The following is a 14474-nucleotide window of genomic DNA, read 5'->3' on the forward strand; positions in this document are numbered from 1 at the left end:
GAGTCCTGCGGGTTGAGGGATCCGACAGAGGAGGATCGTCTCGAAGCCCTGGCACCGTCCGCCCTCGCACCGTCCGCCCTCGCACCGTCCGCCCTCGCACCGTCCGCCTTCTCGATGTAGGCGCCGGTGACCCGCTTGCGAAACACCCAGTAGGTCCAGCCCTGATAGAGCAGCACGAGCGGCATCGAGATCGCCGCGGTCCAGGTCATCACCTGCAGGGTGTACGGCGTCGACGACGCGTTCTCGATGGTCAGGCTGTTGGCCGGGTCGTTGCTGGCGGGCATGACGTTCGGAAACAGGGCGGAGAACAGGGCGAGCACGGCGAGGGCGATCGTGAGCGCCATCAATGTGAACGCCCAGCCCTCGGCACCGCGCAGGTTGGCGAGGAACGCGCCGATCAGTGCCACAGCCGCGACCGCCGCGAGCACCGCGGTGACGCTCGTGCCGAAGGAGATGACCGTCCAGGCCAGGAACACCGCGGCCACCACGATGGTGATCACGCCCGCCTTGACCGCCAGGGCGCGGGCCCGAGCCCGTAGGTCGCCGGTGGTCTTCAGGCTGGCGAAGATCACCCCGTGGGTGAAGAACAGCATCAGCGTGGTCACGCCACCGAGCAGCGCATAGGGGTTCAGCAGGTTGAAGAAGCCGCCGATGTAGTCGTGGTTGGCATCCAGCGGCACCCCGCGCACGATGTTCGCGAAGGCGACTCCCCACAGCAGTGAGGGCACCGCGGAGCCGACCACGATCATGCCGTCGAACCACTTCTTCCAGTGGCTCTCCGGCCGCTGGTGCCGGTATTCGAATGACACCCCGCGCACAATCAGGGCGAGCAGGATCAGCAGCAGCGGCAGGTAGAACCCGCTGAACAAGGTGGCGTACCACTCGGGGAACGCCGCGAACAGCGCGGCACCGGCCACGATCACCCAGGTCTCGTTCAGATCCCAGACCGGGCCGATGGTGTTGATCAGCACCCGCCGGTCGACGTCTTTCCTGCCGAGGAACGGCAGCGACATGCCCACCCCGAAGTCGAAGCCGTCGAGCACGAAATAGCCGATGAACAGGACCGCGATGATCCAGAACCAGAGTATTGAAAGATCCATCATCCGCTCCTAGTAGACCGTGACACGTGGGGTGACGACGCCGGTTTCCGGGTCGGGGGCCGGCAGGTCATCCGGCCCCTTCTTCACCGCGCGGACGATCAGTTTGAATTCGACGACGGCGAGGATGCCGTAGACCAGGGTGAACGCGATCAGCGAGATCAGCACCTCGAGGCCGCTGACCCCGGGCGAGACACCGTCGGCCGTCTTGAGCAGGCCGAACACCAGCCAGGGTTGGCGGCCCATCTCGGTGAAGATCCAACCCATTGTCATCGCCGCCAGCGAGGCGGGGAAGGCCCAGACCGCGGCGCGCCAGACCCACGGATTGGCGGGCATCCTGCCCTTGCGGGTCAGCCAGAGGCCGACGACGGCGACCAGCATGTGGATCATGCCGAGGCCGATCATCCAGCGGAACGACCAGTAGGTCACCCAGATGATGGGGGTGTAGTCGCCCGGGCCGTAGAGCGTCTGGTACTGGTCCTGCAAGTTGTTGATGCCCTCGACCGTGCCGAAGAAGTCGTGGGTCGACAGGAACGAGAGCAGGTGCGGCACCCGGATCGAGAACAACTCGTGCACGCCGTCGGGGGTGCCGAGGGTGAACACCGAGAAGGATGCACCGGCCGTCGTGTGGTACAGCGCCTCCGCCGCCGCCATCTTCATCGGCTGGGCCTCGACCATCGCCAGGCTCAACTGGTCGCCGAAGAACGTGGTGGCAACGCCGGCGATCAGCATCATCCAGAGCCCGAACTTGAGCGCCGGGCGCATCGTCTCCAGGTGTTGGTTGCGGGCCAGGTGCCAGGCGGCGACCGTGATGATCAGGCCGGCGGAGACCATGAAACAGGCGAAGATGGTGTGCGGAAAGGCGGCGAGCGCGATCGGGTTCGCCAGCAGCTCACCGATGCTGGTCAGCTCGGCGCGGCCCTTCTCCTCGTTCATCTGGAACGCAATCGGGTTCTGCATGAAGGCGTTCGCCGCGATGATGAAATAGGCAGAGGCGATGCTGCCAGCAGAGACGATCCAGATGCAGGCCAGGTGGATGCCCCGGGGCAGTTTGTCCCAGCCAAAGATCCACAGTCCAATGAAGGTCGCCTCCAGGAAGAAGGCGAGGATGCCCTCGAACGCCAACGGTGCCCCGAAGACGTCGCCGACGAAGCGGGAGTAGTCCGACCAGTTCATGCCGAACTGAAACTCCTGCACGATGCCGGTCACCACGCCCATGGCGAAGTTGATCAGAAAGATGGTGCCGAAGAACTTCGTGAGTTGAAGGTACTTGGCGTGGTCGGTGCGCACCCACATGGTCTGGAAGATGGCGACGGTGAATGCCAGGCCGATCGTGAGCGGCACGAACAGAAAGTGGTAGATCGTGGTGAGCCCGAATTGCCATCGGGCCAGAAGTAACGGATCCAGCCAGTCGACCAATGTGTAACTCCGTTCGTGGGGCTGCCTAACAGTGAGGTGGGCGCGGCGGCAGACTGACAGGAACGGGAGCGCACGGCACTCCTGAGCTCCAAGTGCAACCGTGCTCTACGCCCGGTAGAACACTATCCCTCTACGCCACGTAGAACAAAATCGGCTAAGCTGGTGTCATGGCAAATCTGGGTGAACTTGAGCGAGCAATCATGGACGTCCTCTGGGACAGCGCTGACTCCCTGCCCGCGCCGGAGGTTCGGGAGCGGCTGGCCGAGCACCCGTCGCCTGAGACTTCGGCAACCGGAGTGGCCACAAGGAAAGAACTCGCGATCACGACCGTGATGACCGTGCTCTCCCGCCTGGAGAAGAAGAGCTTCGTGAGCCGAGACCGAACGATCCGCCCGCACGAGTATCGGGCCCGGCACACCCGCGCGGAGCACACGGCCCAAGTCGTCGACGACGTGCTCGGGGTCGGCGAACGCCGGGAGGCCGCGCTCGCCCGGTTCATCGGCCAGGTCTCCCCGGAGGAGGCCCGCGAACTCCGGCGACTCCTCAAGGACACCCCGGTTTCCCAGCAGGTGTGACCGGCCCTCGCGGCCACTGGGTTACCTAGCGTGCTGATCGCTGCCGTACTGCTCGCCGCAGTTGCACTCGCCCTGGCCTGGCCGATCCCGATCCTGCTGGCCAGGTCGGCGTGGCCGACACGCTCCCCGGCGGTTGCCCTCGTCCTGTGGCAGTCGATCGCCCTCGCCGGCGGCCTGGCGATGATTGGATCGCTGTTCACCTATGGGGTCATCCCGTTCGGAGACACCCTGCTGTCCGGACTGCGAGGCCTGTGGTCCTCCGTGCTCGACGGGGCCTTTCCGGCGGAAATGAGAATCGACCATGTTCTCGCCCTGTGCGGCGCACTGTTCTTGGGCATTCACCTGCTGCTCAACCTGTTCGCGACGTTCGTGCGCGCCGCCCGGCAGCAGCACCGGCACCGCCTGCTGGTGAACCTGCTCAGCGAGCCGTCCGCCGATGTGCCGCGCACCCGTGTGCTCGACACACAATCAGCGCTCGCGTACTGCCTGCCCGGCTTCACGGGTTCTCTCACCGTGCTCTCAGCCGGTCTGCTGGCAATACTCACCGCCGATGAATTGCGCGCCGTGATCGCCCACGAACGGGCACACCTGAGCCAACGCCACCACCTCGTGCTGCTCGCCTTCAAATCATGGCACGGCGCCCTGCCCTGGTTCCCGATCACGTCGAAGGCTCAGAACGCCGTGGCCCTCTTGGTTGAGATGCTTGCCGATGACCAGGCCTGCCACGAAGTCGAGCGGCGCACACTGGCGCGTGCAATCATGCTCGTCGGTGCGTCGCCGGTGCTGCAGACCGGGCCGATCGCCCTGAGCCGGGCGGAGCCGGGCCATGAGTTTCCTGACGGGGATGTGACCACGGATCGGGTGCGCCGGCTGCTCCACCCCACGCACCCGCTCGCCCCGGCCACCGGCACCGCCGTGACCTTGGCCTCGGTCGCGCTGGTGGCGGTGCCAACGGCGATGCTGCTGCTCGCCTGAGCACACGCACGTGGCGGCTGGCTGCCGGTCGGTGAACCGTCAGCGCGCCCGCGGATGCGAGGTGGTGTAGGTGTCGCGCAGTGAGTCGATCGTGACCAGGGTGTAGATCTGCGTGGTGGCCACGGAGGAGTGCCCGAGCAACTCCTGCACGACACGCACGTCGGCACCGCCGGCCAGCAGGTGGGTGGCGAACGAATGCCGGAACGTGTGTGGCGACACCTGAACCTCGAGCTTCGCCCGCTTGGCGGCCGCCTGAATGATCAGCCACGCGTTCTGCCGGGAAACCCGTTGCCCGCGCAGCCCCAGGAACAGTGCCGGCGTTGATTTTCCGCGCACCGACAGCGTGGGTCTGGCCCGCACCAGGTACGCGTCGATGGCTGAGCGCGCGTAGCTTCCGAGCGGCACGATCCGCTGCTTGCCGCCCTTGCCCATCAACCTCACGATGTCTTCCTCGAAGACGTCGTCGACGTTGAGGTCGACCGCCTCGCTCACCCGTGCGCCGGTCGCATACAGCAACTCGAGCAGTGCCTTGTCGCGCAGTGACTGCACGCTGTCACCGTCGGTGGCCGCGAGGAGTGCCGCCATCTGGTCGATCGAGATCGCCTTCGGCAGACGACTGGCCAGTTTCGGCGGCCGAATCTCGTGGGCGACATCGGTCTCCACCACGTGCTCGTCCAGCAGAAACCGGTGGAAGCCGCGCACCGTCGAGAGCACGCGAGCCATCGATGAGGCCGAGAGTTTCGACTCGTCACGCGTGGTCAGGTGCTGCGCGTAGGCCGACACCTGGGCAGCGGTGACCTGGGCGGGCCCCTGCACCCCCTGGGATTCGAGCCAGCTCGTGTACCCGGCGAGGTCGCGTCGGTAGGCGGCGACGGTGTTGGTCGCCAGCCCCCGCTCGATCGCGACGTGACGCAGAAAGGTGTCGACGGCGGCCGCGAGCGTCATCTCAACGCCCGGAGTCACCGGGGCTTTGCCCGGCTGCGCGCCACCGCCAGGGCGCATCGGCGGCGCCGAGGCCCTGCCAGCCACGGCTGCGTGCCACCTGCGCGGCCAGCACCCCGACAACCAGCGACGGGTTCTGAACGCGCCGGTCGAGCACGGCATCGACCACCTCGTCGAGTGGAACACGCCTGGTCTCCATACCGGCCTCTTCGCCGGTGCGCGCGAATGCCTCGTCGGTGGCGCGCAGCCCCCGGGCCAGATAGATGCGAATGGCCTCGTTGCTCGACCCCGGCGTGGTGAAGAACTCGGCGAGTACGCTCCAGTCGGCGGCGGTCAGGTCGACCTCTTCGGCCAGCTCGCGTTGCGCGGCCACCAACGGATCCTCACCGGTGACATCGAGCAAGCCGGCCGGGATCTCCCAGCCGAGCACCTGCACCGGGTGCCGATACTGCTTGATCAGCACCACGTTCTCCTCGTCGTCGAGCGCCAGAATAGCCACGGCCCCCGGGTGTTCCACGTACTCACGCACCAGCGTGTCGCCGCCGAATGCGAACCGATCCCGGCGGATGTCCCAGACGGCACCGTCGAAGACGACTTCGCTGTTCAAGACCCGCGCCGGGTCGAACTGGTCACTCAGCGGTTCGGCTTTGTCGGGCATCCGATCAGGCGTCTTCTTTGACTTCGAACAACCGGCTGGCGCGCTGCCGGTCGAGAGCCGCACCGATCAGGCCACGAAAGAGCGGATGCGAGCGGTTGGGCCGGGAACGCAGCTCTGGGTGGGCCTGGGTGCCGATGTAGAACGGATGCACCTCGCGGGGAAGCTCAACATATTCGACCAGCGACTCATCCGGGGACAGCCCCGAGAAGACCAGGCCGGCGTCGGCGATCTGCGCACGGTAGGCGTTGTTCACCTCGTAGCGGTGGCGGTGTCTCTCTTCGACAATGGGTGCGCCGTACAGTTCGCGCGCGAGGGTCCCCTCGCCGAGCTGTGCCGGATACAGGCCGAGCCGCATGGTACCGCCGAGGTCGCCGTCTGAGATGATCTCCACCTGCTCGGCCATGGTGGCGATCACCGGGTAGGCGGTCTCAGGGTCGAACTCGCTCGAGGATGCGCCAGCCAGGCCGGCAGCGTTCCGCGCATACTCGATCACCATGCACTGCATGCCCAGGCAGAGGCCGAGCACCGGGATGCCGTTCTCCCGAGCGAACTGCAATGCCCCGAGTTTGCCCTCGATCCCCCGGATGCCGAACCCGCCGGGCACGCAGACGGCGTCGACGTCGGCCAGGGCATGGGCCGCCTGCTCACGGGTCTGGCACTCGTCGCTGCCGACCCAGCGCAGGTTCACCTTTGCCTTGTGCGCGAAACCCCCGGCACGCAGCGCCTCGGTGACCGACAGGTAGGCGTCGGGCAGGTCGATGTATTTGCCGACCAGCGCCACCGTCACCTCGTGGCTGGGGTCGTGCACCACCTCGAGGAGCTCTTCCCAACCCGACCAGTCCACGCCGTCGGTGTCGAGCTCCAGCTGGGAGATGATGTAGGAGTCAAGACCCTCGTCGTGCAGTGCCGCGGGGATGTCGTAGATGCTCGAGACGTCGGGAACGTTGACGACGGCCGGTTCAGCCACGTCACACATCAGGGCGATCTTGCGTTTGATCCCATCGGCGACCGGCCGATCGCTTCGCAACACCAAGGCGTCTGGCTGGATGCCGATCGAACGCAGGGCGGCGACCGAGTGCTGGGTGGGTTTGGTCTTCTGTTCTTTGGACGGACCGATGAAGGGGATCAGCGACACGTGCACGAAGAATACGTTGTTGCGGCCGAGTTCGTGGCGCACCTGGCGGGCGGCCTCGATGAACGGCAACCCTTCGATGTCTCCGATGGTGCCACCCACCTCGGTGATTATCACGTCGGGCTGTGGGTCGTTCGAGGCCTGCAGCCGCATGCGGTGCTTGATCTCGTCGGTGATATGAGGAATGACCTGAACGGTGTCTCCCAGGTATTCGCCGCGGCGCTCCTTCGCGATCACCGCGGAATAGATCTGGCCGGTGGTGACGTTGGCCGCACGCGACAGGTTGATGTCGAGGAACCGCTCGTAGTGCCCGATGTCGAGGTCGGTCTCGGCCCCGTCGTCGGTGACGAACACCTCGCCATGCTGGAACGGGTTCATGGTGCCCGGATCCACGTTCAGGTAGGGGTCGAGCTTCTGCATCACGACCTTGAGCCCGCGCGAGGTCAGAAGGTTACCGAGACTGGCTGCCGTCAACCCCTTGCCGAGGGACGATACAACACCACCGGTGACGAAAATGTGCTTCGTTGTCTTGGCCGATTTACCCGAGTTCTTATTGTCCACCACGGGGTTTTAGCCTATCAGCAGAAAGACGTGAGGGGCGACTGCGGCGCGATGTTCGCACCGTATCCGGCTCGATGTCAGCCGGATGACGCCACCTCAAGCAGTTCTCGGGCGTGTTCCAGACCACTCGCAGAGTCGGGCAGGCCCGAGAGCAGCCTGGCCATTTCGGCGACCCTGGCGTCGCCGGTGAGCTGTCGGACGCTCGATGCCGTGTACTCACCGTCCTGGTTCTTGACCACGCTCAGGTGGTTCGTCGCGAACGCGGCGACCTGCGCCAGGTGCGTGACAACGATCACCTGCGCGGTGGCGGCGAGCCGGGCGAGCCGTCGGCCGATCTCGATTGCGGCGGCACCGCCGACCCCCGCGTCGACCTCGTCGAAGACGAAGGTGGGCACCTGGGTGGTGCCGGCGATCACGACCTCCAACGCCAACATCACACGGGAGAGTTCACCGCCGGAGGCGCTGCGGGCGATCGGCCGGGCGGGGGCACCCGCGTGCGGCATCAGCAGCAGCTCCACCTGATCCTGACCGGTGGCGGCCAGGGTTTCGGTGCGGGTGACATCGACTCGGAGGCGCGCGTCTGGCATTGCCAGCGCCTGAAGTTCGTCGGTGACCCGGGCCGTCAACTCGGCCGCACACTCGGTGCGCACCTGGGTCAGTCGGTCGGCTCTCGCCCGCGTTCTGGCTTCAAAATCTTCAACCTGGGCGGTGAGCAGGTCGATGCGGCTGCCGTCAGTCTCGAGTTCCAGCAGCCTCTCCTGGGCCGAACCCGCGCGCTCGGCCAGTTCGTCGACCGAGATGGAATATTTGCGCGACAGGGCGGCGAGTTCGGCTCGGCGCTCATTCAGCGACTCCAACTCCCTGGCGCCGTCGGTGTCGAGACCGGCAAGGTAACCGGAAAGTGCGGCGGCGACATCCGCGACCAGGTAGCCGATCTCAGCGACCCGACCGAGGATCTCTGCCAGCTGCGGGTCGTGGTCGGCGACCCGTTCGAGCTGGCGGCGAGCACCGTCGAGCAGGGCGGTTGCATCAACGGTGTCCGTGGTTTCAGCCGAGAGCGCCTCTCGGGCCTCGCTGCCGGCCAGGCGCAGGTCTTCGAGATTCGCGAGCCGTTCGGCATGCACCCGCAGTTCGTCATCTTCGCCCGGTAGCGGGGCAACCTGCGTGACTTCCTCCACGAATTCGCGCAGTGAGTCTGCCTCTCGTGTGCGCTCGTCACGCTGGTCGATGAGGGTGTCCAGTTCGGCACGAATTGTCTGCCAGCCGGTCCATGCGTCGACGTAGGCGGTCAGGGCGGTGTGCACCTGTTCGCCGCCGAAGCGGTCCAGCAGATCGCGTTGTGCGGTCGCCGATTTCAGCCGCACCTGTTCGGACTGACCGTGCACGACCACCAACTGGTTGCCGATCTCGGCAAGCACGTTCGCGGGGGCGCTGCGGCCGCCGACCACGGCACGGCTTCGGCCCTCCGGTGAGACCGAACGCCCCAGAAGGAGGCCGGAGAGGCCCGCATCTGCCTCGGCGGGGTCGATCAGGTTCGGGTCGAGGTCGCCGCCGGCGTCCCGCACGCGCTCGGCGACCGAACCGGATGCGTCGATGCCCCAGAGCCCTTCGACCCAACTCTGTTTGGCGCCAGCGCGCACGCGGCCCGGATCGGCCCGCTCACCGAGCAGCAGCCCGACTGCGGTCACGACCATGGTCTTGCCCGCCCCGGTCTCCCCCGTCAAACAGGTCAGCCCCGGCCCCAACGGCAGGGTGGCCTCAGCGATCACGCCGAGGTCGCGGATCGAGATCTCGTCAATCATGCTGCACGGGCCCCCGCCAGCCTGAGACCGGAAGGTTGAACTTCTTCACCAGCCGGTCGGTGAACTTGCTCTGGTGCAACCGGGCCAGCCGCACCGGGGTGTTTGACCGGGTCGCCTCCACCCGGGCACCGGCAGGAAGCTCGTGGGTTCTGCGGCCGTCACACCAGAGCACGCCGGTGTCGCCCGTGCGATCGATGACCTCGACGGCCATCACCGACTTCGGCCCGACCACGAGAGGGCGGCTGAACAATGCGTGCGCGCTCAACGGCACCAGCAGCAGGGCTTCCACGTCGGGCCAGACAACTGGGCCGCCGGCTGAGAACGAGTATGCGGTCGATCCGGTCGGAGTTGACATGATCACTCCGTCGCAACCGAAACCTGACAGGGGGCGCCCATCGACCTCGATCACCACTTCGAGCATCTTTTGGCCGCTCGCCTTCTCCACGGTCACTTCGTTGAGCGCCCAGTCCTCGTAGACCACGATGTCATCGACGGTGACAGAGACGGCCAGCGCCATCCGTTCCTCCACGGTGAACCGACCGGCGAGTACCCGGGCCACCGTGTCGGAGAGGTCTTCACGTTCGGCTTCGGCGAGAAACCCGACATGGCCGAGGTTCACCCCCAACAGCGGAATCTCGGTGCCCCGCACCACCTCGGCGGCGCGCAGAATGGTGCCGTCGCCGCCAAGAATGATCACGATCTGGATCTGGTCGAGGTCGACATCTGTGCCCAGTCTCTTCACCGCGGCCAGGGCGGGATCGAAGTCGACAAGGCGCTGCCAGTCCTCACCGATCACCACGGGAATCGCGCCCGCCGCCACCAGTTGCCGGCAGACCATCGTTGCCGCCTCCATCGAATGGCTGCGGCCGGTGTGCGAAACGAGAAGAATATGCTGAACGGCTGAGTGGTCGCGTTCAGTAGTACTCATCGTGCTCTCCCCCTCGTTCGGCATGGCCCGGGCTACAACAGAAGTGCGGCCCAGTCGTGAAGACAGCTAGGCACACAACCGCGAAACCGCCTGCAACCATTCTGTCGGATTCTGGCCGCCACGGCTCAGGTGAGCAAGGTATTCCTTGTTTCCGGCACCACCCGCGATGGGCGAGGCGATCACGCCGCGTGTTCCGAGCCCCAGGTCCCAGGCCGCCCACAGCACCCCGGCCACCGCGTCAGCACGTTTGTCTGCGTTGGTGACGATACCTTCTTTGACTCCGGTGCGACCCACCTCGAACTGAGGTTTGATGAGCACAACGAAATCGGCATTAGGCGCGACCGAGCCGGATACGGCGGGCAACACCTGCCGCAGCGAGATGAACGAGACGTCCGCCACCACCAGGTCGAGCTCGACCGTGCGTCCGATGACGTCAGCGAGTCGTTCCGCAGTCAGGTAGCGTGCGTTCACACCCTCCACCACGCTGACCCTGGCATCGCCGCGGATCGGGGCAACCAGCTGGTCGTGCCCCACGTCGAGCGCGACCACATGCGCGGCGCCGCGCTCAAGCAACACCTGCGTGAACCCGCCGGTGGACGCGCCAACGTCGAGCGCATTGCGCCCTGAAGCATCGACCGGGAACGTATCCAGGGCCGCATTCAGCTTGTGGGCGGCCCGGCTGACGTAGTGGTCGGATGCCGCCACCACAAGTTCCTGGCTCCCCGCGACCTTCACCGACGCCTTCAGCGTCGGCTCGCCGTCGACCGTGACCATCCCTTCGGCGATGAGCTGGGCTGCCCGGGTTCGAGACGGGGCGAGACCCCGCGCTGTGAGGGCCACGTCGAGGCGCTGCGGTGCGGCGAGTCCGTCATCCCCGGCCTCAGGCACTCCGGTCTCAGGCACTCCGGCCCCAGGCACTCCGGTCTCCATCATGCCTGCTCCAGTCGCGCCGTTTTCACCCGTGCCCTCTTCAACCATGCGCTCTTCAACTATGCCCTCTTCAACCATTGTGCCGATCGGTGCCCTCGAGGCGCTGCCTGAGTTCATCGTGCACCTGCCCATAGGCCGCGGCCCGGGTCGGAAGGGGCTGGTCTTCGATGACCTTCACGCGCGACAACAACCCGTCGTCGAGTTCGTTGATTGCGGGGTCACTCGACGCGCGCTCATCTGATGCCTGCTGATTCGACGCGTGTTCGTTCGGTGTCGTTTCCACGTGCCAACGCTAACCCACGCCCGCGGGTCAGCTGTACAGGCTCTCCGGAACCTGCAAGCCGTAGATCGCCCGACCCGACTTCCAGATCACCGCACACGCCGCGCGCAGCAGGTCGAGCGAGGAATCACCCGCGGCGATGATCCGCACGTCGTTGCCCTCGATCCGCACCTTGGCCCGGCCAACCTTCGCCTGGCTGTCATCCCGGGTGAACACCGTCGCCGGGTACGGTTCGTGCAACTGGCGCAGATCTTCGATGATGTAATCCGGCCGTGACTTGGCATCGGCGGCGAGCAGTTGCTTTGCCCGGTCGATTCCCGTGAGCACGAGCAGGCTCGGCATCTCGGCGCGATTCGCGCCCATGATGTCTGTGTCCAACCGGTCCCCGATGAATAACGGGCTGGTCGCATCGAAGCGACGACGAGCCTCGTCGAAGATCGCACGCTCCGGCTTGCCTCCGACGATCGGCAGCCGGCCCACCGGGGAATGCACGGCCGAGACCAGCGTGCCATTGCCGGGCGCCACTCCCCTGGCCACCGGGATGGTCCAGTCCATGTTGGTGGCCACCCACGGGATGCCACGTGCGAGGGCGAACGCGGCCTCGGCCAGGTGCACCCAGGCCAGATCAGGAGAAAAGCCCTGTATGACGGCATCCGGCAGGTCGTCGGCACTGTCGGTGATTCGAAAACCGGCTCGTTCGACCTCAACGCGAAGACCTTCGCCCCCGATCACGAGGATCAAGGATTTCGGCGCAACCTCCGTGGCCAGAAGGCGCACGGCAGCCTGCGAACTGGTGACCACATCGTTGGCGGTCGCCCCAAGGCCGAGGCCGACCAGTTGCGTCGCCACCGATTGATCAGTGCGGGAGGCATTATTCGTGATGTAGCCGACGCGGGCGTTCAGCGCCGCTTTCTCCAGGGACTCCACCGCGTATTCGATCGCCTGGTGCCCCTTGTACACGACTCCGTCGAGGTCGGCGAGAACGACATCGACTCCATCCAGCGGGGTGGCGTCGCTACTTGGTCGACGCAGGCTCGGCATCCGCACCGGGCTCCTCTCCTTCATTCTTCACAGTTCTGGTCTTCCCAACATTGTTCTTCACAACATTCTTCTTCACCGTCGTCTTGGCAGCATCGCTCGTCAATGCAGCGCTTTCCGGAGCGTCGCTCTTCACGGCGACTTTCTTCAACGCAGCTTTCTTCGGAGAAGATTTCTTCGGCTCCGAATCGGCACGTGTCGGCTCCGACCGGGCAACGTCTTCAGTGTCGAGATCCGACGGAAGAGGATCCGCCGATGAAGTGCCCGTGGGGGCAGATTCGTCGATGACAGGATCAGTCTCAGAGGCGTCGTCAGCAGCGCCAACGACATCCGTTCCGGATCCAGATTCGGGTTCGTGTACGGCTTCGGATTCGGCGTCAGCTTCGGCTTCAGCTTCGGCTTCAGCTTCAGCTTCAGCTTCAGCTTCGACGATGTCTTCCGCGTCCTGGTCGGCGCTGGGCTCCAGCTCCTCCAGATCGATCTCTTCGATGTTGATCGTCTCGTCGTCGTCACCGGTGTGAACGCCTGCGGCTTCGTCCAAAGCCTCGACCGCGACCTCCGCACGCTGTCGCCAGGTTCGTCCCTCGTCCGCGCGGCCAAGTTCCTCGAGCACCTCGGCATAGGCGTGGAACAGGTCGGGACTGTAGGAGTATGCCCGCGTGGGGTCCAGCTGAGGCACCTCCAGTTCACGCAGGGCCTGTTCCGGGTGGCCCTGATCGAGGCGGGCGCCCGACATAGCGATGGCCAGCAGTGCCTGCGTTCCCGGGCTCAGTGTGCTCCGATCCACCGAACGCCCAAGCTCCAATGCCCGGTCGGGGCGGCCAATTCCACGCTCGCTGTCGACCATCAGCGGAAGCTGTTCGTTCGAACCGGAGATGCGGCGGTAGGTGCGCAGTTCCCTGAGGGCGAGGGCGAAGTCTCCGACCGAGTACGCGGTGATGGCTAGGGTCTCGCGAACAACGCCAATGCGTCCGGCCCGCCTGGCCGCCGACACGGCATGCCGGTGTGCCAGCTTCGGATCCTCGTCGATCAGCCGGGCCACCATCACCAGATGCCTTGCGACGCCGTCGGCGTTCTCCTTGGTCAGCGTCTTCAGCTCGTTGCGGGCTATCCTGTCCAACTCTGCCGGCTCGACGTCGTCTGGAATCTCAGGGTCGTCGTGCCGACTGCGCACGGGTTTGAGCGCACGGGCCAGCTTCTCCTCTTCGGTCAGCGGCTCCGGCCGCCTGCCGGCGCGCTGCGAGTCACGACCTGATCGATCGCTGGAGGCGTCGCGACTTCCACGGTTCTTCTGGGCGCCGGCGTCACCGCTGCGGCTGCCGCCCGTGCGAGGCCGTGCATCGCGCGAAGTCCAGGCTTTCGTCCCTCGGGGCCGATGGTCCCGTGCGCCGTCTGGCCGGTTGGTTGAGTCGTTCACACGAACTCCCTCTGTGTTGTTGTTTCCGGGTATCACGCTACCGTGTCTGGGCCGAGTACTGGTCGTGCCGTGTCACGAACGGCGGGCGCGTGCTGTGCTGGTCTGGTCTGGTCTGGTTTGGTCTGTGCTGGTCGGGTGTCCAGTGTGCAATAGGTGAGGCTATCGGGGCCGGATTCCGTCATCTGCTGCACGCTCGGCGCCCCGGAAGTGGGCCGGGCGGGTGTGGGGTGGCCCGGGCGGGTGTGGGGTGGCGGGTTAACGACGGATGGCCACCCCGGTGGGGTGGCCATCAATCGTTTATCAAGTTAAGTCCGGCGGTGTCCTACTCTCCCACGAGGTCCCCCTCGCAGTACCATCGGCGCAAAGAGCCTTAGCTTCCGGGTTCGGAATGAGACCGGGCGTTTCCCTCTTGCTATAACCACCGAAACAATCTGTGATGTTTCAGTTGAACCAACACCCCAACAACTGTGACCCGAAACCCTGCCGGCCCGTGTGACGGGGGCGACGTGGTCTGGGATCACACCTGGTGGTGTGTGTTCGTTCTCGACCGTACATCGAGAACCACAAAGTGGACGCAAACAATAGCAATTAGAGTGTTATCAAGTCTTCGACTTATTAGTACAGGTCAGCTCCATGAGTCTTTAGTCCTCACTTCCACATCCTGCCTATCAACCCGGTGGTCTAGCCGGGAGTCTCTCACCCTCAAAGGGGCATGGAAAT

At 65.5% G+C, this 14474-nt stretch carries 12 protein-coding genes, 2 rRNA genes and 1 pseudogene; 2 read left to right on the plus strand and 13 right to left on the minus strand.

Features of this window, described 5'->3' with window-relative positions; all coding sequences use genetic code 11:
* Positions 1-107: 107 nt before the first annotated feature.
* Positions 108-1100 (minus strand): annotated as a pseudogene (gene cydB / locus DL891_RS15805) (cytochrome d ubiquinol oxidase subunit II); the annotation flags it as partial.
* 9 nt (positions 1101-1109) lie between these two features.
* Positions 1110-2516, minus strand: a complete 1407-nt coding sequence (locus tag DL891_RS15810; protein WP_111721461.1) for a cytochrome ubiquinol oxidase subunit I — start codon at positions 2514-2516, stop codon at positions 1110-1112.
* 167 nt (positions 2517-2683) lie between these two features.
* Between DL891_RS15810 and DL891_RS15815 the strand changes: the two genes are divergently transcribed.
* Positions 2684-3091, plus strand: a complete 408-nt coding sequence (locus tag DL891_RS15815; protein ID WP_111721462.1) for a BlaI/MecI/CopY family transcriptional regulator — start codon at positions 2684-2686, stop codon at positions 3089-3091.
* 30 nt (positions 3092-3121) lie between these two features.
* Entirely contained in the window at positions 3122-4066 is a 945-nt protein-coding gene (locus tag DL891_RS15820) for a M56 family metallopeptidase (RefSeq protein WP_111721463.1), read from the plus strand.
* A 39-nt stretch (positions 4067-4105) separates the two neighbouring features.
* Here DL891_RS15820 and xerD read toward each other — a convergent pair whose 3' ends face one another.
* From xerD to DL891_RS15875, 11 genes are all read right to left on the minus strand, one after another.
* Complete coding sequence (xerD, locus tag DL891_RS15825) at positions 4106-5011, minus strand: site-specific tyrosine recombinase XerD (protein WP_111721464.1); 906 nt, start codon at positions 5009-5011, stop codon at positions 4106-4108.
* Position 5012: 1 nt separating this feature from the next.
* Positions 5013-5666: an NUDIX hydrolase gene (locus DL891_RS15830; RefSeq protein ID WP_111721465.1), complete on the minus strand. Its 654-nt coding sequence runs from the start codon at positions 5664-5666 to the stop codon at positions 5013-5015.
* A gap of 4 nt (positions 5667-5670) precedes the next feature.
* Positions 5671-7359 (minus strand): CTP synthase, encoded by a 1689-nt coding sequence (locus DL891_RS15835; protein ID WP_111721475.1) that lies wholly within the window; start codon positions 7357-7359, stop codon positions 5671-5673.
* Positions 7360-7436: 77 nt separating this feature from the next.
* Complete coding sequence (gene recN / locus DL891_RS15840; protein ID WP_111721466.1) at positions 7437-9161, minus strand: DNA repair protein RecN; 1725 nt, start codon at positions 9159-9161, stop codon at positions 7437-7439.
* Complete coding sequence (locus DL891_RS15845) at positions 9154-10089, minus strand: NAD kinase (RefSeq protein WP_111721467.1); 936 nt, start codon at positions 10087-10089, stop codon at positions 9154-9156. Before DL891_RS15845 ends, recN begins: the two co-directional genes overlap by 8 nt.
* A gap of 66 nt (positions 10090-10155) precedes the next feature.
* Complete coding sequence (locus tag DL891_RS15850; RefSeq protein ID WP_232819223.1) at positions 10156-11136, minus strand: TlyA family RNA methyltransferase; 981 nt, start codon at positions 11134-11136, stop codon at positions 10156-10158.
* Complete coding sequence (locus DL891_RS15855; RefSeq protein WP_111721468.1) at positions 11090-11302, minus strand: hypothetical protein; 213 nt, start codon at positions 11300-11302, stop codon at positions 11090-11092. Before DL891_RS15855 ends, DL891_RS15850 begins: the two co-directional genes overlap by 47 nt.
* A 27-nt stretch (positions 11303-11329) precedes the next feature.
* On the minus strand, positions 11330-12340 hold the full coding sequence (locus DL891_RS15860) for an HAD-IIA family hydrolase (RefSeq protein ID WP_111721469.1): 1011 nt from the start codon (positions 12338-12340) through the stop codon (positions 11330-11332).
* Entirely contained in the window at positions 12315-13754 is a 1440-nt protein-coding gene (locus tag DL891_RS17585; RefSeq protein WP_232819224.1) for a hypothetical protein, read from the minus strand. Before DL891_RS17585 ends, DL891_RS15860 begins: the two co-directional genes overlap by 26 nt.
* Positions 13755-14063: 309 nt before the next feature.
* A 5S ribosomal RNA gene (gene rrf, locus DL891_RS15870) occupies positions 14064-14180 on the minus strand.
* Positions 14181-14349: 169 nt separating this feature from the next.
* Positions 14350-14474: ribosomal RNA gene (locus DL891_RS15875) — 23S ribosomal RNA — on the minus strand; the annotation flags it as partial.

It is taken from the genome of Homoserinimonas sp. OAct 916, assembly GCF_003260275.1.
GTDB lineage: Bacteria > Actinomycetota > Actinomycetes > Actinomycetales > Microbacteriaceae > OACT-916.

Excerpts from the sequence above, each read along its gene's own strand:
- DL891_RS15815 (WP_111721462.1), top strand. The coding sequence starts at position 2,684 with ATGGCAAATCTGGGTGAACTTGAGCGAGCAATCATGGACGTCCTCTGG.
- xerD (WP_111721464.1), bottom strand. The coding sequence starts at position 5,011 with ATGACGCTCGCGGCCGCCGTCGACACCTTTCTGCGTCACGTCGCGATC.
- DL891_RS15830 (WP_111721465.1), bottom strand. The coding sequence starts at position 5,666 with ATGCCCGACAAAGCCGAACCGCTGAGTGACCAGTTCGACCCGGCGCGG.
- recN (WP_111721466.1), bottom strand. The coding sequence starts at position 9,161 with ATGATTGACGAGATCTCGATCCGCGACCTCGGCGTGATCGCTGAGGCC.
- DL891_RS15845 (WP_111721467.1), bottom strand. The coding sequence starts at position 10,089 with ATGAGTACTACTGAACGCGACCACTCAGCCGTTCAGCATATTCTTCTC.
- DL891_RS15850 (WP_232819223.1), bottom strand. The coding sequence starts at position 11,136 with ATGAACTCAGGCAGCGCCTCGAGGGCACCGATCGGCACAATGGTTGAA.
- DL891_RS15860 (WP_111721469.1), bottom strand. The coding sequence starts at position 12,340 with ATGCCGAGCCTGCGTCGACCAAGTAGCGACGCCACCCCGCTGGATGGA.